Origin of the sequence: Luteibacter rhizovicinus, assembly GCF_004342265.1 — a bacterium.
Taxonomy (GTDB): Bacteria; Pseudomonadota; Gammaproteobacteria; order Xanthomonadales; family Rhodanobacteraceae; genus Luteibacter; species Luteibacter rhizovicinus_B.
In genome coordinates, this window is record NZ_SMCS01000003.1 from 305,947 (window position 1) to 324,451 (window position 18,505).

At 62.8% G+C, this 18,505-nt stretch carries 17 protein-coding genes and 1 tRNA gene; 10 read left to right on the plus strand and 8 right to left on the minus strand.

Translation table 11 applies throughout. The annotated features are described in order from the left end of the window. Positions 1-36: 36 nt before the first annotated feature. The 3 genes from metG to nth are packed head-to-tail and all read left to right on the plus strand — an operon-like array spanning position 37 to position 3,402. The gene (metG, locus tag EC912_RS09810; protein WP_132143426.1) at positions 37-2,130 is read left to right on the plus strand and encodes a methionine--tRNA ligase; all 2,094 of its coding nucleotides are present in this window, start codon (positions 37-39) and stop codon (positions 2,128-2,130) included. A 28-nt stretch (positions 2,131-2,158) separates the two neighbouring features. Continuing rightward, positions 2,159-2,770 carry an RnfABCDGE type electron transport complex subunit B gene (locus EC912_RS09815; RefSeq protein WP_132143428.1) on the plus strand — a complete coding sequence of 204 codons (612 nt, stop codon included), beginning with the start codon at positions 2,159-2,161 and terminating at the stop codon, positions 2,768-2,770. Further along, positions 2,767-3,402, plus strand: a complete 636-nt coding sequence (nth, locus tag EC912_RS09820) for an endonuclease III (protein ID WP_132143430.1) — start codon at positions 2,767-2,769, stop codon at positions 3,400-3,402. Before EC912_RS09815 ends, nth begins: the two co-directional genes overlap by 4 nt. A 179-nt stretch (positions 3,403-3,581) precedes the next feature. On the opposite strand, the gene EC912_RS09825 is transcribed toward nth, so the two are convergent. The 4 genes from EC912_RS09825 to EC912_RS09840 all read right to left on the minus strand — a co-directional run bounded on the left by EC912_RS09825 (position 3,582) and on the right by EC912_RS09840 (position 7,958). Further along, complete coding sequence (locus tag EC912_RS09825; protein ID WP_132143432.1) at positions 3,582-5,093, minus strand: SulP family inorganic anion transporter; 1,512 nt, start codon at positions 5,091-5,093, stop codon at positions 3,582-3,584. 13 nt (positions 5,094-5,106) lie between these two features. Next, complete coding sequence (locus EC912_RS09830; RefSeq protein WP_132143434.1) at positions 5,107-5,790, minus strand: carbonic anhydrase; 684 nt, start codon at positions 5,788-5,790, stop codon at positions 5,107-5,109. A 112-nt stretch (positions 5,791-5,902) separates the two neighbouring features. Next, complete coding sequence (locus tag EC912_RS09835; RefSeq protein ID WP_132143436.1) at positions 5,903-6,226, minus strand: hypothetical protein; 324 nt, start codon at positions 6,224-6,226, stop codon at positions 5,903-5,905. A 355-nt stretch (positions 6,227-6,581) separates the two neighbouring features. Then, positions 6,582-7,958, minus strand: coding sequence for a carbohydrate porin (locus tag EC912_RS09840; protein WP_132143438.1), 1,377 nt, complete (start codon positions 7,956-7,958; stop codon positions 6,582-6,584). A gap of 215 nt (positions 7,959-8,173) precedes the next feature. Here EC912_RS09840 and rnt point away from each other — a divergent pair, with 215 nt between their 5' ends. The 6 genes from rnt to phoU all read left to right on the plus strand — a co-directional run bounded on the left by rnt (position 8,174) and on the right by phoU (position 13,848). After that, the gene (gene rnt, locus EC912_RS09845; protein ID WP_132143440.1) at positions 8,174-8,836 is read left to right on the plus strand and encodes a ribonuclease T; all 663 of its coding nucleotides are present in this window, start codon (positions 8,174-8,176) and stop codon (positions 8,834-8,836) included. Between the two features lie 419 nt (positions 8,837-9,255). Next, entirely contained in the window at positions 9,256-10,272 is a 1,017-nt protein-coding gene (gene pstS, locus EC912_RS09850) for a phosphate ABC transporter substrate-binding protein PstS (protein WP_132143850.1), read from the plus strand. Between the two features lie 104 nt (positions 10,273-10,376). Further along, on the plus strand, positions 10,377-11,405 hold the full coding sequence (pstC, locus tag EC912_RS09855; RefSeq protein WP_132143442.1) for a phosphate ABC transporter permease subunit PstC: 1,029 nt from the start codon (positions 10,377-10,379) through the stop codon (positions 11,403-11,405). Continuing rightward, positions 11,405-12,277, plus strand: a complete 873-nt coding sequence (gene pstA / locus EC912_RS09860; RefSeq protein WP_132143444.1) for a phosphate ABC transporter permease PstA — start codon at positions 11,405-11,407, stop codon at positions 12,275-12,277. Before pstC ends, pstA begins: the two co-directional genes overlap by 1 nt. Continuing rightward, positions 12,270-13,097, plus strand: a complete 828-nt coding sequence (gene pstB / locus EC912_RS09865; RefSeq protein WP_428993094.1) for a phosphate ABC transporter ATP-binding protein PstB — start codon at positions 12,270-12,272, stop codon at positions 13,095-13,097. The genes pstA and pstB overlap by 8 nt, the downstream gene beginning before the upstream one ends. A 34-nt stretch (positions 13,098-13,131) precedes the next feature. Further along, positions 13,132-13,848, plus strand: a complete 717-nt coding sequence (gene phoU / locus EC912_RS09870) for a phosphate signaling complex protein PhoU (protein ID WP_132143446.1) — start codon at positions 13,132-13,134, stop codon at positions 13,846-13,848. Between the two features lie 168 nt (positions 13,849-14,016). Here phoU and sugE read toward each other — a convergent pair whose 3' ends face one another. The 4 genes from sugE to rnr form a co-directional block, all read right to left on the minus strand. After that, positions 14,017-14,337 carry a quaternary ammonium compound efflux SMR transporter SugE gene (gene sugE / locus EC912_RS09875; protein ID WP_132143448.1) on the minus strand — a complete coding sequence of 107 codons (321 nt, stop codon included), beginning with the start codon at positions 14,335-14,337 and terminating at the stop codon, positions 14,017-14,019. A gap of 155 nt (positions 14,338-14,492) precedes the next feature. Further along, entirely contained in the window at positions 14,493-14,771 is a 279-nt protein-coding gene (locus EC912_RS09880) for a CBU_0592 family membrane protein (protein ID WP_132143450.1), read from the minus strand. Next, entirely contained in the window at positions 14,771-15,514 is a 744-nt protein-coding gene (gene rlmB, locus EC912_RS09885; RefSeq protein WP_132143452.1) for a 23S rRNA (guanosine(2251)-2'-O)-methyltransferase RlmB, read from the minus strand. Before rlmB ends, EC912_RS09880 begins: the two co-directional genes overlap by 1 nt. After that, positions 15,511-18,162, minus strand: a complete 2,652-nt coding sequence (gene rnr, locus EC912_RS09890) for a ribonuclease R (RefSeq protein ID WP_428993095.1) — start codon at positions 18,160-18,162, stop codon at positions 15,511-15,513. The genes rlmB and rnr overlap by 4 nt, the downstream gene beginning before the upstream one ends. Positions 18,163-18,283: 121 nt before the next feature. Between rnr and EC912_RS09895 the strand changes: the two genes are divergently transcribed. Then, positions 18,284-18,368, plus strand: a tRNA-Leu gene (locus tag EC912_RS09895). The last annotated feature ends 137 nt before the right edge of the window (positions 18,369-18,505 follow it).

Genomic DNA, 18,505 nt, shown 5'->3' on the forward strand with positions numbered 1-18,505 from the left:
CCATAATCTGCGGTCATTCAGCCGACCGGGCCCGTCATGCCGCGCCGCATCCTCGTCACCAACGCCCTTCCCTATGCCAACGGCCCGCTCCATCTGGGCCACATGCTCGGGTATATCCAGGCCGACATCTGGGCGCGCGCGCAACGCATGCGGGGCAACGAGGTCCACTACGTCGCCGGCGAAGACGCCCACGGTACGCCGATCATGCTGGCAGCCGAGAAGGCCGGTATCACGCCCGAAGCCTTCATCGCGAATATCCGTGCGGGCCATGAAGCGGACTTCACCGACTTCCATTTCAGTTACGACCAGTACCACACGACGCACTCGCCGGAGAACCGCGAGCTGGCGACGTCGATCTATACGCGCCTGCGCCAGGCCGGCTATATCGCACGCCGCGACATCCAGCAGTTGTACGACCCCGAAAAGGACATGTTCCTGCCGGACCGCTACATCAAAGGCGTTTGCCCCAACTGCGGCACGCCCGACCAGTACGGCGACAACTGCGAGAACTGCGGCGCGACCTACGCTCCGACGGATCTCATCAGTCCGTACTCGGTGATGTCGGGTGCAACGCCGGTCCTGCGCGACTCGGAACACTACTTCTTCGAGCTCGGCAAGTTCGAAATGCTGCTGCGCGAATGGCTGAGTGGCCAGCGCACCGGCGGCCACCCTGTCGCTAATAGCGGCGTGGTGGCCAAACTCAAGGAATGGCTGGACGGCGGCCTGCGCGACTGGGACATCTCCCGCGATGCGCCCTACTTCGGCTTTCCGATTCCCGACGCGCCCGGCAAATTTTTCTACGTCTGGCTCGACGCGCCGGTCGGCTACCTCGCCGCCTTCAAGGCGCTGTGCGAGCGTACGGGAACGAAGTTCGACGACTTCCTCGCCGAAGGCAGCACCGCCGAGATGCATCACTTCATCGGCAAGGACATCATCAACTTCCACGGTCTGTTCTGGCCGGCGATGCTGCACGGCGCGCGCATGCGCACGCCGACTGCGCTGCACGTCAACGGCTATCTGACCGTCAACGGCGCGAAGATGTCCAAGTCGCGCGGCACCTTCATCCAGGCGCGGACCTATCTCGACGCCGGACTGAATCCCGAAGCGTTGCGTTACTACTTCGCCACGATGCTGAGCGCGACGCCGGTCGACGTCGACCTCGATCTGAAGGCGTTCGAAGAGCGCGTCAATTCGCACCTGGTCGGCAAGTGGGCGAACATCGCCAGCCGCACGGCGGGCTTCCTGCAGACGCATTTCGCGGGTCGCCTCGCCGATCGTTTCGACGACGAAGCCGCCGCCCTGTGGCGCGATCTGCTCGCGCAGTACGAAGGCGTCGACGCGCTTTACGAAATCGACGACTTCGCCGAAGTGTCGCGTCGCTTCGTCGCAATGGCCGATGTGGTGAACGGCTATATCGCCGCACGCGCACCGTGGGTCATCGCGAAAGACGAAGCGCGGCGCGACGAACTGCAGCAGGTCTGCACGTTCGCCATCACGGCGTTCCGCCTACTGAGCGGCCTGCTCAAACCGATCCTTCCCGTTACCGTCGCGGCCGCCGAGGTCTTCCTCGACGCCCCGATCGGCGACTTCCCCGATGCGCGCCGCGAACTTTTCGGCCATACCGTCAAGACGTTCGAACCGCTGTTCTCGCGTCTGGACGCGAAGCGGATCGAAGCAATGGTCGACGCGTCGAAAGAATCCCTGACCGGTCCGGAAGTTCCGAAAGCGGCTCCCCTCAAACCGAATAAACCCAAAGACACAGCGAAGCCCATGACCGACGCCAGCACCGACACCGCCGCCACCATTTCCATCGACGATTTCGCGAAGCTCGATCTGCGTATCGGCAAGGTCGTGGCATGCGAGTTCGTCGACGGTTCCGACAAATTGCTGCGTTTCGAGCTGGACGCGGGCCCGCTTGGCACGCGTCAGATCTTCTCCGGCATCCGCGCCGCATACGGCGAACCCGAAACGCTGGTCGGCCGGAACGTGGTGTTCATCGCCAACCTCGCGCCGCGCAAGATGCGCTTCGGCCTGTCCGAAGGCATGATCCTGTCGGCCGGCGAAGGCGGTAGCGATCTATTCCTGCTGGATGCCGACCAGGGCGCCGCACCCGGCGCCACCGTTCGCTAAGCATGTCGCCGGCGCACGCCAGGCACCCATGACGCCCACGCTCGCCGAACGGATCGACGCACTCCTGCCCCAGACGCAGTGCGAACAGTGCGGGTTCCATGGCTGCCGGCCCTATGCCGACGCCATGGCCCGCGACGAAGCCGCTATCAATCTGTGCCCTCCGGGCGGCGCGCAAGGTATCGCCCTGCTCGCCCGCCTGCTCGATCGCCCCGTCGTTCCACTCGACCCCACGCATGGGATGGAGAAGCCGCGCACGCTGGCCCGCGTCGTGGAGGCCGACTGCATCGGCTGCACCAAGTGCATCCAGGTATGTCCCGTCGATGCCATCGTCGGTTCCGCCAAGCTCATGCATACCGTGGTGTCCGACCTGTGCACGGGTTGCGAACTCTGCGTACCGGCCTGCCCCGTGGACTGCATCGTCCTCGACGCCATGCCACTGGCGCAGGCCACCGATCGCGGCCATACCGACGCCGCACGAACGCATTTCCAGCGACGCGAAGCGCGCCTGCTCGCCGAACGCGAACGGCGGGAAGCGGAGCTTGCGGCCAGCAAGGTAGACGTCGCCGCGCCCACGGCGCGCAATGCCGTACTCGAAGCGCTGGCGCGCGCCAAAGCACGCAAGAAGGATCCGGACACGTGAAGAAGGCCGATGTCATCGACATGTTCACTCGCCTTCGCGAGCTGAATCCCCATCCGAAAACCGAACTGGAATACAGCACGCCCTTCGAACTGCTGGTAGCCGTCGCGCTTTCCGCGCAGGCCACCGACGTCGGCGTGAACAAGGCGACGCGGAAACTTTTTCCCGTCGCGAATACGCCGCAGCAGATGCTCGATCTCGGCGAAGAGAAACTGAAGCGTTACATCAGCACGATCGGTCTTTTCAACAACAAGGCAAAGAACGTGCTGGCCATGTCGCGCATTCTCATCGACCGGTACGACAGCGAAGTGCCACGTTCGCGCGAAGCGCTGGAAAGCCTCCCCGGCGTCGGACGCAAGACGGCCAACGTCGTGCTGAATACCGCGTTCGGCGAGCCGACCATCGCCGTCGATACGCACATCTTCCGCGTGTCCAATCGTACGGGTCTCGCACCGGGTGCCGACGTACGCAAGGTCGAAGACAAGCTCGAAAAGGTCATCCCCGCCGAATTCAAGCAGGATGCGCACCACTGGCTGATCCTGCACGGACGTTACGTATGCAAGGCGCGCAAACCGGAATGTCCGGTGTGTGCGATCCGTGACCTGTGCGCCTATAAACAGAAAACGCCCGGCTAGCCGGGCGTTTCTTTTTACCATCGCGACTGTCGGAGCCGCGTCCCAAGGGAGCGGGCTTGACCGCGATCCCTGCGTACAGAGTGCGAACGATCGCCGGATGAAAGAGGCTGGAGGGGGGAGGCTTCCCTCATCAACCGATCGTTCGCTCGCAGGGATCGCGGTCAAGCCCGCTCCAACACTTACGCGACTGCCCGGGCGCCCTCTACCTTGAGGTTCAGTTCCTTCCAGTCGACGACGAGCTCGCAACCCTTCTTGGACGCATTCCTGCCCCAGTCGCGCAGCAGTTCAAGCGATGCCTGATCGACATGGTGCAGACCGTCGAGGATCACGTTGACCCGCGTATTCGGCGGGACGCTTTCCAGCGTACGTGCCATCGACGGCACCTTGAGGAAGGTTGCCGAACCCTTGAGCGTCAGCGAAGCGGTACCTGGCTCGTCGTGATGCGCCAGATCGACTTTCAGCTTCGACGACATCAGCGCAAGGCGGAACAGCGACAGACCGAAACCGACGATCACACCCGTAAGCAGGTCCGTGGCGACGATGGCGATAGTCGTGGCCAGATAGATCGCCGCGGTGCCCCTGCCGAATACGGCCAGATCCTTCACCTGCTTCAGGTTCACCATTTTCACGCCGGTGTAGACCAGGATGCCCGCGAGGCACGAAACCGGCGTCATACGCATCAGCCAGGGCAGAAGCAGCGCGAACACGAGGATCCACGCACCGTGCAGCACAGCGGCCATGCGCGTGGCGGAACCCGCCTGCACATTCGCAGCGCTACGGACGATGACACCCGTCATCGGCAGCGCGCCCAGGAAGCCGCAGATCATATTGCCGATGCCCTGAGCGGCCAGCTCGCGATCGTAGTTGGTGCGTTCGCCATCGTGCATGCGGTCCACCGCCGCCGCCGACAGCAGCGTTTCGGCGCTGGCAATGAATGCGAACGTCGCGGCGGCAATAAGCAACGTGGAATCGAACAGGCCGAAGATGCTGCCCATCGACGGCAGGCTGATCGCCGAGAACAGATTCGACGGCACGTCGACACGGTTCACGTTTACCGCGAAGTACTGCGCGGTAGCGGTCATCGCTACGACGGCGATCAGCGCGCCCGGAAGGAACTTCAGCTTTGCCGGCCGCAGCTTCTCCCATGCCAGCATGATCGCGATCGTACCCAGACCGATCATCAGGGCGATATGGGATTCGCCCTCACCCGTGAATGCCTCGTACAACGACGCGGGCAACGCGGCGAAATTCTCCAGTCCGCGAGCCTTCGGCGCCGCGTCCATAAGAACATGCGCCTGCGACGCCACGATGAGGATGCCGATGCCCGAAAGCATGCCCGCCACGACGGCGGGCGAGGTCATCCGGAACCACACGCCGACGCGACAGACGCCGGCAACCAGCTGGATCAGGCCCGCCAACAGCACGACCGGACCCAGCGCCGCCACGCCATGCGCGCGCACCAGTTCGAACACGAGAACCGCCAGACCGGCGGCCGGTCCGCTGACCTGCAAAGGCGATCCGGCGAGGAAGCCGACCACCAGACCGCCAACGATGCCGGATATCAGCCCCGCGGCGGGCGGCATGCCCGACGCGATGGCGATACCCATGCACAGCGGCAGAGCAACAAGAAAAACGACCACCGAACCGAGGAGGTCGCGGCCAAAAAGGCCTTGGGAAAAGTACGCGCGCATGATGTTCTTGTCCTTAAGCGGCGGAAGCCACCGGCACGGAGAACCGTGCGTGCGGAGTGGCGTCCGGGAGGTTGCTGCTGCCTGCGACCAGCGGACGGAAACGTCCTTCCGTGGCGTCGAAGGCGGTTATGTCGGTGCGAGCGATGTCGTAAATCCAGCCATGGATACGCAGGCTGCCGTTCGCCATCGCTGCCGCCACGACCGGCAGCGTGCGCATGTGCTCAAGCTGGCCGACCACGTTTTCCTCGGTGAGGTAACGCAGTCCTTCTTCACCTTGCATGGTGGGACGATTCTCGGCGACGACGTAGCGGGCAACATCCGCATGCTTCAGCCACTGCTCGACGGACGGCTTGCCCTTCAGCAAGGCGGGGTTCTGCAGCGCCTTCATGGCGCCGCAGTCCGAATGGCCGCAGATGACAATGTGCTGCACCTTGAGCGCCGTGACCGCGTATTCGATCGCGGCGACCACGCCGCTGACGTGCTGGGCGTACGGCGGCACGATGTTGCCGACGTTGCGATATACGAACAGTTCGCCCGGATTGGCGTTGAACAGCAGTTCGGGCATCACGCGCGAATCGGCGCAGGTGATGAACATCGTGTGCGGCGTCTGGCCGGAGGCGAGTTTGGCGAATAGCTGGCGATGCTCATCGGACATGTCGCGACGAAAACGATCGAAACCCTGGATAAGACGTTCCATGGGAAATTCCTCTGTCGATAGGGGTAAAGGACGCGCACGAGCACGCGCCTGAAATGCGTTCGGGGAGAGCGATCGGACGGAAGGCCCGCGGGTATGGCCCGCGACGGCGGTGTCAGACGATCGGAGGACGCAAGTCCTGAGGAGGTTCGTGCGACGTCAGTGACCTCACGTCCGCAACGGGACGGGAGGCGACGAGCCTTGCCACGGCAAGGCTCGTGGAGGGAGGAACGACAAGCGTGTCGTCGATGCCGCCGTTATCTTCGAGCGATGGCATGTCGGCGAGAATGTCGTCGCCTCCGGCGGCATCGTCCGCGCCGGTGAATACATGCGATACGGCATGCTCGGTCATTGCCGAATGCGTCGAAGCGGCATACGCCGTATGCAAACAGGCGCTGGCAAACAGAAGCGCGAACAGCACGAGGATCGTGCGGGTCATGCGTCGGGTTGCTGATAGCGTCGGAGAGCTCATGGAGCAAAACCTACGCAGCCGCGAATCGCCTTGCAAGTGTGGCGACGCAACACGTGTTGAAGGAATGACGCGTGACGTATCTTATATTCAGCTTAGCTCGAATAAAAAAACACTATTTACAATAACTTGAGAAGCATACTGAACAAACGGAGTATCCGAAAAAAACTTGCCATTTCCGTGTACGCACGACGATATTCGCAACGCTTCGCCGCCATGCGGCATACGACATTTCTCAGTAGACGTCCAAAAAGAAAGCGGCGGGCTTGCGCCCGCCGCTTGTCGTCCCTGAGCCGAACTCCTTTCAGATAACCGTTACTCCGGCTTAGAAGGTCAACAGACCCCAGAAGCCGACTTCGTCCGTCTTGTACTCATACTTCGTGGCGTCCGGGCCATCGAGCTTGTTGTGCTTGTAAGCCAGGGCGAGCTTCAGATTCTTGAACACGTCGTACGAAACACCCGCGTTGTAATACGTGTCTTTCAGCTTGCGCTCGGCATTGGTCGGCGTCGTGTACTTGTAGTTCAGGCTATCGTAGCGAGCGAACACGGCCCACTGCGGCAGGAACTTCCAGTCGGCCCACAGCGAGTAACCATCGGCCTTGTCCTTGACGGACAGCGGCGCCGTGCCGGTACCGGCGTACTTCAGGATGTCGTCCCAGTTCTGGGCGTGGAAGTATTCGCCACCGACGCCGAAGGTCTTGTCGCGCCAGGCCACCATGAAGTCGCCACGCGAAGCATCGCGGGTCGGCTGACCGTTCTGGACGTCATTGCCGCGCTTGCCGGTGTAACCACCCACGGCGATAACCATCTGCTCGATCGGCGAGTAACCGAAGCGAGCTTCGGCATCGACGCTGTCCGAACGGCTCGGATTGCGGAAACCGCGACCATTGACGACCGACAACTGGTAGTTGATGGAGTTGTCGCCCGTCGTGGCGCCCAGAGCGTGGATACCCCAGTCGGACGAGTTGCCGAAGGCGCCGACGCCACCGGCGTTAGCCGTGGAACCCGCGCGACCGCCTTCGAACGAACGGTCGGTGATCGTGTTCTCCAGGAAGCGGTAGCCGTACCACTTCTCGACGAACGGAATCCAGGGCATGTCGGCCGCACCGAAGCGGACCGTAAAGAGCGGATCGAACTTACCCTGCACGTAGGCCTTCTTCACGAAGAGGCTGGTCTGCGAGATGGTCGAAACGTAGTTGAAGTCGGTGGTGAGGTTCGCCGACCAGATATCGTCGAACTGGTGGTCGACCGTCAGGTAGAAGCGCTTCACGTCGTAGCCGGTGCCATTCGTGGCGCCGTGGCCATCGACCTTGCGGCCAGCACCGGTGGAAGCGAATTCCTTGTGATCGACGTTGGTGAAGTCGAAGAACATCGTGCCGCCGATCTTCGTGTTGTTCACCAGCTTGTCGATCTTGTCGAACCTCTTCGCCAGGTCCTCGACCGGCTTGGCGGCGGCGACCTGGACGTTGTTGACAGCCTGAGCCGTCTCGACCTGAGCGTCGGCCTGTGCGTCCTGCTTGGTCTCGAGCTCGGCGACCTTCGCCTGCAGCGCCGCAAGCTGGGCCTGCATCTGCTCGAGCGTGGCGGCATCGACCGTGACCCGGGCCGGCGGCTTCGTGGCTTTCGGCGTCGCGGCGAGAGCCGAGAAGCTGGTAACGCCCAAGCCGGTGGCGATAGCTACCGCGAGCAATGTGGAACGCATGGAATGTCTCCGCTTGATTGAATAAGGCATGGCTTCCCCCTGTCACCCCATACGAAATTTCTCAAGGAGGGGTCTGACGGCGCGCAGCATGGGCTCGCCCGTTTACCGTTCGATGCAGTTTTTGTTACAAAATGACGACACCGGTACGCGGCCTTAACATCTCGGATCGTCAAAGGGGCAGGAACCGCCGGTCGCGGGGCTGATATCCTTCGCGCATGGATAAACCGAGCAACAGCACCGCCCTGCGCATGGCCGAGCGGTTCAGGGGGTTTCTGCCCGTCGTCGTAGACGTCGAGACGGGCGGTTTCGACCCGGAACGCGACGCCCTGCTTGAGATCGCGGTCGTCCCCATCGCCATGGAACCGTCGGGCCTGGTCGTGCCGCTACCGGCCATTTCGGCGAACGTAGAGGCCTTCCCGGGCGCGAACATCGATCCCCGCTCGCTGGAGATCACGGGCATCGATCCCGATCACCCCTTCCGAGGCGCGCTGACCGAACGGGCGGCGCTGGATCACGTATTCAATGGCGTACGCACGGCGATGCGCGATGCCGACTGCCAGCGCGCCGTCCTCGTCGGCCATAACTCGGCCTTCGACCTTGCCTTCCTGAACGCAGCCGTCCGTCGCGTGGGCCATAAGCGCAACCCGTTCCATCCTTTCAGCAGCTTCGACACCGCCACGCTCGGCGGCCTGGCCTATGGTCAGACGGTCCTGAGCAAGGCCGTCCTCGCGGCAGGCATCGAGTTCGACGCCCGCGAGGCGCACTCGGCGATTTACGACGCGGAGCGCACGGCGGAGCTTTTCTGCGAGATCGTGAACCGCTGGCGCCGACTGGAGTTACTGGAACGGGACCAGGCGGGAGTTGTTGTGGTTCTTTGAGGTCGCCCTTGCACAGGCAGGAGCCCAGGGCGAGCACGCATGCATGAGCGTTATCGACGAGGGTCGCGCGCTTAGAGCGTGAATGGACGTTATCGCGACAACCGATTGCACCGCACTGGGTCCAGCCTGCGCAGGAGCGACGAGCACAATGAGCGGCGACTCCCAACCCCTCGTCCATCATCAACCTGTAACAAACACCCCTCACCATCTCCGGTCAGGGGAAACAGGTTGTCCGCGTCCAACCTCGTGAAAACGAGGCCCAGCGGCAGTTGCAGGCCCATCCCCCGGCCCGGAAGACGACAACCGGACGGTGGGTGTCATACAGCTGAAACAATTAACTCATTTCATTGCAACACGGGACCCCTGAAATAGAGAGCGGGCGGGCTCGCCCGACACCTTCCATCCGAGGAACTACCGTGTTGACCTCAAGCAAACTCCGCATCGCCACGATCGTCGCCGCCTCCCTGTTCGGCATGGCCGCCCAGGCCACCGACATCACCGGTGCCGGCTCGAGCTTCGTATACCCCGTGCTTTCCAAATGGTCGGCGACCTATGCCGAGAAGACCGGCAACAAGCTCAACTACCAGTCGGTCGGCTCCGGCGCCGGCGTCGCCCAGATCAAGGAAGGCACCATCGACTTCGGCGCGTCCGACGCTCCGATGAAGGCCGAAGACCTCCAGCAGTTCGGCCTGGGTCAGTTCCCGGTCGTGGTCGGCGGCATCGTGCCCGTCGTCAACATCAAGGGCATCGAAGCCGGTCAGCTGAAGCTGGACGGCGAAACCCTCGCCGACATCTACCTCGGCAAGATCACCAACTGGAACGATCCGAAGATCGTCGCCCTCAATGCGGGCCTGACGATTCCGTCGTTCAAGATCACGGTCGTGCATCGCTCGGACGGTTCGGGCACCTCGTTCAACTTCACCAACTACCTCTCGAAGGTCAGCAACGAGTGGGCGACCAAGGTGAAGTTCGGCACGGCCGTCGAATGGCCGGCTGGCGTGGGTGGCAAGGGTAACGAAGGCGTGTCGCAGTACGTGCGCCAGATCCCGGGCTCGATCGGTTACGTCGAGTACGCCTACGCGACCAAGAACAAGATCACCTACGCACAGCTCAAGAACGCCTCGGGCGCCTGGGTGCAGCCGAACGCCAAGTCGTTCGCCGCCGCTGCCGCCACGGCCGACTGGAAAAGCTCCAAGGACTTCAACCTGATCATGACCAACGCGCCGGGCGCCGAAGCCTGGCCGATCACGGCGACCACGTGGGTCATCATGTACAAGAAGGCCAAGAACGCTTCGCATGCCAAGGTGGCTTTCGACTTCTTCAAGTGGTCCCTCGAGAACGGTCAGGAACAGGCCGCTTCGCTCGACTACGTCGCCCTGCCGGACACGCTGGTCAAGCAGATCGAAGGTTACTGGTCGGCCGAGTTCAAGAACTAAGACATACCGTCGGGCCATCGGCCACGACGTGACGTAAAGGCGGGTCGCCGTCCCTTGAGGGGCGGCGACCCATCGCCGTAATGATCCAGAGGAAAGCCGGCCCCATGCATGCAAGCATCAGTCTTCCCGTCTCACCCGCCCGGCAGGCGGAGGCGGCGCGCAACGCGCGAGATGCACGCAACGACCGTGTCTTCGGGTGGGTGCTCAAAGCCTGTGCCCTGCTCGTCCTGGCCTCGCTGATCGGCGCGGCCGCCTCGACCCTCTGGGGTGGCAGCGACGCATTCAGAACCTTCGGCTGGGGCTTCCTTACCAGCGACGCCTGGGATCCGGGCAACGACCGCTTCGGCGCCCTCGTTCCGGTCATGGGCACCGTGGTCACGGCGCTCATCGCCCTGCTCATCGCCGTGCCGATCAGCTTCGGCATCGCACTCTTTCTTACCGAGATCGCCCCGTCGTGGCTGCGCGGTCCGGTCAGCTCCGCCATCGAACTGCTCGCGGGTATCCCGTCGATCATCTACGGCATGTGGGGCCTCTTCATTTTCGCCCCGTTCGTCGCCGAACACATCAAGCCCTGGCTGATGAACACCTTCAGCGACGCGCCGCCCGACGGCCAGATTTCCTGGCTGGTGCAGCACGTGCCCTGGATCGCGAAATTCTTTTCCAGCGATTACCCCTTCTTCGGCGCAGGCGTGCTGACCGCGGGCATGGTGCTCGCGATCATGATCATCCCGTTCATTTCGTCGGTCATGCGCGAGGTTTTCCAGACCGTACCCACCCGCCTCAAGGAGTCGGCGTACGCGTTGGGTTCCAGCACGTGGGAAGTGGTCTGGGACATCGTGCTTCCGTATACCCGCTCGGCGGTGATCGGCGGCGTCTTCCTCGGCCTTGGCCGTGCGCTGGGCGAAACGATGGCGGTGGCCTTCGTGCTCGGCAATACCTTCAAGTTCACGCCGTCGATCCTGGAAACGGGTAGCTCCATTGCCTCGACCATCGCCAACCAGTTCGGCGAAGCCGAAGGTCTGCAGAAGTCGGCATTGATGGCGCTGGCCTTCCTGCTCTTCGTCGTCACCTTCATCGTCCTGCTGATCGCGCGCCTCATGCTGCGCCAGCTGGGCAACCGGGAGGGTCGCTGATGGCTTCCTCGCACATCTATGCAAAACGCCGCATCAAGAACATCGTGGCGATGGTGCTCAGCGTCGCGGCGACCGCCATCGGCCTTATCTTCCTGGCATGGATTCTTTGGGAAACCCTCAGCCAGGGCATTGCGGCCATCAAGCCTCAGCTGTTCACGAAGATCACCGCGTATCGCGAAGAAGGCGGCCTGGCGAATGCGATGGTCGGCAGCCTGATCCTCAACACGCTGGGCATCCTGATCGCCACGCCCATCGGCGTGATGGCGGGCACGTGGCTGTCGGAGTACTCGCTGCGTTCGCGCCTCGGTCCGATCATCCGCTTCCTCAACGACATTCTGCTTTCCGCGCCGTCGATCGTGCTTGGCCTGTTCGCCTATACGATCATCGTGCTGCCGATGAAGTGGGCGACCAACGGCGACATCACCTTCTCGGGCTTCGCCGGTGGCATCGCGCTCGCGCTGATCGCCCTGCCCGTCATCGTCCGCACGACCGACGAAATGCTTCGCCTGGTGCCTTCCACGCTGCGCGAGGCCGCGCTTTCGCTTGGCGTGCCGCAATGGAAGCTGACGGTCCAGATCCTGATCCGCTCGGCGCGCTCGGGCATCGTGACCGGCGTACTGCTCGCCCTCGCCCGCATCAGCGGCGAAACCGCGCCGTTGCTGTTCACGGCGTTCGGCAACAATTTCATGACGTTCAATCCGCTGGACAAGATGCCGAGCCTTCCGCAGGTCATCTACGAATACACGAAGGATCCCAGCCCGGATATCAACACGCTCGCGTGGGCCGGCGCATTCGTCCTGACCATGTTCGTCCTGCTGCTCAGCCTCACTGCCCGCTTCGCGTTCTCGCGCTCCAAGGTGTCCCATGACTAACATGAACGAAGCAGCCCCCAGCTTCGCCGCCACCGCGCAGACCGGCAAGCCCGACAACTCGCAGTTCCCGACGAAAATGACGGTGCGCGACCTCAACTTCCATTACGGCGACTTCCACGCGCTGAAAAATATCGCGATGGATATTCCCGAGAAGAAGGTCACGGCCATCATCGGACCGTCCGGCTGCGGCAAATCGACGTTGCTGCGCATCTTCAACCGCATCTACGCGATCTATCCGAAGCTGGTCGCCACGGGCGAAATCGTGCTGGATGGCGAGAACATCCTCGACGCGAAGTACTCGCTGAATCGCCTGCGCAGCAAGGTAGGCATGGTCTTCCAGAAGCCCGTACCGTTTCCCATGACGATCTTCGAGAACGTCGCCTACGGCATTCGGCATCACGAAAAGCTCTCGCGTGCCGACATGGAAAGCCGCGTCGAACAGGCGCTGCGCAGCGCCGCCCTGTGGGACGAGGTGAAGGATAAACTGAAGCAGAGCGCTCTCGGCCTCTCCGGCGGTCAGCAGCAGCGTCTTTGCATCGCCCGCGGTATCGCCCTGAAACCGGAAGTGCTGCTGCTCGACGAACCTACCTCCGCCCTGGACCCGATCGCGACCAGCCGCATCGAGCAGCTGGTCGAGGAACTGAAGAACGATTACACAATCGTCATCGTCACGCATAACATGCAGCAGGCGGCGCGTTGTTCCGACCTTACCGCGTTCATGTACATGGGCGAGCTGGTCGAGTTCGACCGTACGGAGAAGATCTTCACCAAGCCGAACAAGAAGCAGACCGAAGACTATATTACCGGCCGTTTCGGTTAAGTCCTCCGCCACGACCCCATTGAAGGCAAAGCGCATGAACACGCCCCGCGAACACATCATCAAGAGCTACGACGACGAGCTGACCCGCCTCACCGGCGAAATCGTCCGCATGGGCGAGCTGGCCGTCACGCAGCTGGAATCGGCCATCGACGTCGTCGAACGCCGCGACGAGCGTGCCGCCCAGCGCGTCGTCGACAACGACGAAGCCATCGATGCCCTGGAACAGGAAATCAGCCACGATGTGGTGCGCCTCCTTGCCCTGCGCGCGCCGATCGCGGGCGACCTGCGCAACGTGTTCGCGGCACTGCGCATCGCAGCCGACATCGAACGTATCGGCGACTACGCGGCCAACGTCGCGAAGCGGTCGATTCCGCTGAGCATGGTGGCTCCCATCAGTGCGGCTGCCAAGCTTGGCTATCTCGCCGAACTCGCCGCCTCCGAAGTACGCACCGTACTGACGGCCTACCGCGACCGCGATGCCGAAGCCGCCTATCAGGTCTGGAAGGACGATGCGGATCTCGACGAAGCGTATACCGGCCTCTTCCGTGAACTGCTCACATACATGATGGAAGACCCACGCAACATCACGCCGTGCACGCACCTGCTGTTCATGGCGAAGAATATCGAACGCATCGGCGACCACGCGACCAATATCGCCGAGAACGTCTGGTTCGTCGTCCACGGCGAGCCGCTCGTCGCGCCGCGCGCCAAGCGCGACCTGACGGCCAGCCCGGATTTCGATCGGAAATAGGTCGCTGCAATACCTGTAGGAGCCCGCTTGCGGGCGAAAGCCAACGGAGCGGCGAAGATGCGCATGACATCCGCAGCCAGTAGTTCGGGCTCGCGGACGTGAGCATCAAGCTTCTTCGCCCTGTTGGCTTTCGCCCGCAAGCGGGCTCCTACAATATCTGCGGAAATATCACGCGCCCGAGGTCATCTTCAGGCCAAGAATGCCCGCCACGATCAGCGCCACGCACAACAGGCGCAGCGGCGCAGCGGATTCGCCGAACAATACGATACCCAGCAGCACGGCACCCACGGCGCCGATACCCGTCCACACCGCATAAGCGGTACCGATCGGTAACTGCCTTGTCGCCATCGACAACAGATAGATACTCACGACCATCGCCGCACCGGTGCCGATACTCGGCCACAGGCGCGTGAAACCTTCGGTGTATTTGAGCCCGATCGCCCAGGCGATCTCGAAAAGGCCAGCAAGAAAAAGCATCATCCACGACATGGAATGTCTCCGAAAAGACGGGGTCGTCCCCATGTAGAAGCGCTCTTGAGCGCGATCCGAAACGATGCGAAACGCGAACGGATGAAACGCGAATCGCGGACTTCAGGGTCGTCCCCGAAGCCGGACCGACATTGCGTCGGTCCGGCGACATTCTACTACGGGGCAATAATCTTTGCCGCGCGACGTTCACGAACGCCGCGTGCGATGCCGTAAGCGCTGATCAGGAACCAGGCCAGTTCCTGCAGGAACGCCGGCAGGTTGAACTCGCCGAAGATCAGCGACAGCAGGATGCCCAGTGCACCGAGCAGGTTCATCGACTGATATGTGTACGAGTGACCGCCGAGCTTGTGTGCCTGGAGCAGGAAGAAGGCGACCAGGACCAGGACGACGCCGGCCAGCCCCGTCCAGTCATGCCACAAAAAATGCGTGTCCATTACTTGCCTCCGCGCTGCCTCAGTGCCTCGAACAGAACGATGCCCGTCGCCACGGAAACGTTGAGGCTTTCCATGCTTCCCGGCATCGGAATCCGTGCCACGAAATCGCAGGTATCGCGGGTCAGCCGGCGCATGCCGTCGCCTTCGCTACCCATGACGAGCGCGATGGGGCCCTTGAGATCGATACCGTAGATCGACTGCTCGGTGTCGCCATCCAGCCCCGTGATCCAGACGCCAGCGTCTTTCAGCATGCGCATTGCACGCGCGAGATTCGTCGCCGCAATCACGGGCACCAGATCGGCACCGCCAGCCGAGGCACGACGCACCGTCGGCGTAATGCCGACAGCACGGTCTTTCGGTACGACGACCGCGGTGACGTTCGCCGCCGCCGCGCTACGCAGGCAAGCGCCGAGGTTGTGCGGATCGGTCACCCCATCGAGCACGAGCACCAGTGCATTCGCGCCAGCGGCTTCCAGCAGATCCGGCAGGTCGTTCTCGCCACGCAGGGGCGGAACGTCATAGCGCGCGATGACGCCCTGATGCCGCACTTCACCACCCAGCTTTTCCAGTTGCTCGCGCGCCACCGGCTTCACCGGAATTTTCAGCTTGCGCGCGGCGTCGGCGATTTCGCCGACGCGTGCGTTCTTCGAGCCCTGCTCGGTCAATACTTCGCGGACACGTTCCGGATCGTTGGCAAGTGCGCCTTCGACCGGATTGATGCCGACTATCCAGGTTTCACTCATGACCGGGGCTTGCTCCTTGGTTTCTGCGGTGTCGTTTTACGCGCCGGCTTCGACGGTGCGTCGCCCGACGCGCGAGGCTTGCCGCCCTTGCCGGACGGCGTTGCCTTGCCGCCCTGACGCGAAGGCCTTGGCGCTTCGACCTCGACCTTGCGGCGCGCGGAACGCGGCGGGGCCACTTCCGGCTCGTCGCGTCGACGCGACGAGGGCTTCGGCGCGGGGGGTGGATTATCGCTCGCACGCGGTTCGCTGGCGACTTTCTTTCCACGACCGAATACACGGCCAACGGCCTTCGCCGCGCGGCCGATGGCGGCACTCATGCCCGACTTCGCCGCGGGCTTCGCTACCGGCGATTCCTTCGCCGCTCCACGCACCGGCGCAGCCATAAGCGCCACGAGGCGGAAGTCGATCTTGCGATCTTCCAGGCTTGCTCTCAGCACCTGCACGCGCACGTGATCGCCCAACCGGTACTGCGTACCCACACGCTCGCCCGATAGCAGGTGACGGATGGGATCGAACTTGTAGTAGTCGTTCGGTAACTGGGAGACATGCACCAGGCCCGACACGCGCGACTCGGTCAGTTCCACGAACAGGCCGAACGAGGTTACGCCGGTCACGGTGCCGTCGAATTCCTCGCCAACGTGCTTTTCCATCCACGCACACTTGAAGCGCTCGTCGACATCGCGCTCGGCCTCTTCCGCACGGCGCTCGCGCTGCGAACAATGGATGGCCATGACGGCCATTTCGGCCTCGGTGTACGTATATTCGGCGGGCTTCTTCTTCGCGATGGCGTAACGGATAGCGCGGTGAACCAGCAGGTCGGGGTAGCGACGGATGGGCGACGTGAAATGCGCGTACGCATCGAGAGCCAGACCGAAGTGTCCTTGATTCTCAGGATGGTATACCGCCATGCTCTGCGCACGCAGCAGCACCGACTGAATCAGCGTCGCTTCCGGACGGTCGTGTACCTTGCGCAGCAATGCGGAGAAATCCGCCGGCGTGACTTCGTCGGCCGGTGGCATTTTCAGTTTGAATTCGCGCAGGAACTGCAGCAGGTCTTCGTACTTTTCCGCCGGCGGTGGCGCATGCACGCGATACAGCGCGGGCACTTTTCGCTTCGACAGGAACTTCGCGGCCTGCACGTTCGCCGCGATCATGCATTCCTCGATCAGCTTGTGCGCATCGTTACGCTGCTGCGCGCCCATGGCGACCACTTCACCCGTTTGCGCCAGACTGAACTTGACCTCGGGGGTTTCGAAGTCGATCGCACCGCGACGCTTGCGCGCCTTGGCCATCGATTTGTACAGGCGATGCAGGTTCTCGACCTGCGGCAGGACATCGGAGATTTCGTGCCGGACGTCGCGGTTGCGTTCGCCCACGGCCTGCCAGACCTTGTTATAGGTCAGGCGCGCATGCGAAAGCATCACCGCGTCGTAGAACTTCGAACGGACGACCTCGCCCTCTTCGTCGATTTCCATGTCGCAGACCATGCACATGCGCTCGACCTTCGGCATCAGCGAACAGATGCCGTTGGAAAGCGTTTCCGGAAGCATCGGAACGACGAAGCCCGGGAAATACGTCGACGTGCTGCGCTCGTACGCTTCCGCATCCAGCGGCGTGCCCACCGGCACGTAATGGGACACGTCGGCAATCGCGACGATCAAGCGGAAGCCGCCATCCTTCAGCGGCTCGGCATACACGGCATCGTCGAAATCGCGCGCGTCCTCGCCATCGATGGTGACCAATGGAAGGTGACGGATATCGGTACGGCCGGCGCGGTCGGCGGCGGTGACCTGCGGCTCGACCTCTTCAGCCTGGCGGATGACCTGCGGCGGAAATTCGTGAGGCAGGTCGTGACTGGCGATGGCCATTTCGACCACCAGCGACGGCTGCAAACGTTCGCCAAGAACGGCCCGGATCGTACCGAGCGGCCCGCGATGCGCGGTGGGTGGATCGGTGATCTCGACGACCACGATCTGGCCCTGGCGCGCGCCCGCTTCGCGACCGGCGGGAATCATGATGTTCTGGTGCAGGCGACGGTCGTCGGGTTCGACCAGCGTCATACCGTTCTCGACGACGATGCGACCGACGAGGCGCGGCGAGCGGCGCTCAAGCACTTCGACGATGGCGCCCTGACGGCGACCGCGACGGTCGATGCCGACGACGCTGGCAAGCACGCGATCGCCGTGCAGTACGGTGCGCATCTGCTGCGGCGACAGATAGAGATCTTCGCCGCCCTCGTCCGGGCGAAGGAAGCCGTAGCCTTCGGCATTGGCGATTACCCGGCCGGGCAACAGGCTGAGCTTCTGGGCAGGCGCATAGGTGCCCCGGCGGTTCTGCAGCAACTGCCCGTCGCGGATCATCGCCGCCAGGCGCTTGCCCAGCGCATTGATGTCGTATTCGGTGTACAGGCCCAACGCCAGTGCGATGGCCTCGGAGGAAAGCAGTTCGCCGCGTTCGTTCAGCAGCGCCAGAATCGCCTCCCGGCTGGGAATGGGTTGCTCGTAGCGCTTCGCTTCGCGATCGGCCTGCGGATCGACCGCCCGGGGCGGCATGGCGTCCTTATAGCGATCGAGCGCTTTCGCCGGACGCGTGGCCTTGGGCTTCCTCGGGCCGCGCGTACCGCCGGAGCCTTGCTTGGGTTTTGTCACGTAGAAACCTTGTATGGAGGGACGCGGTTATTTTCGCATCCGATGTAAACAGACTGTTGACAAGCCACGGGCCGATGCCTAATCTACGCGGCTCACGAGGCGCGAACGTCTTGTGACACCTGCCCAGGTGGCGGAATTGGTAGACGCACTAGTTTCAGGTACTAGCGGGTAAAACCGTGGAGGTTCGAGTCCTCTCTTGGGCACCAATTGTAGACGAAGCCCCGCAGCGATGCGGGGCTTTGTTGTATCTGGCATTCAGAAAAGCTTGCGCGGTCCACGTTTGGTCCACTACCTGGTACCCGCCAGCTTTGCGCATTCGTCCCTACCAGACGTTCGTTCGTCC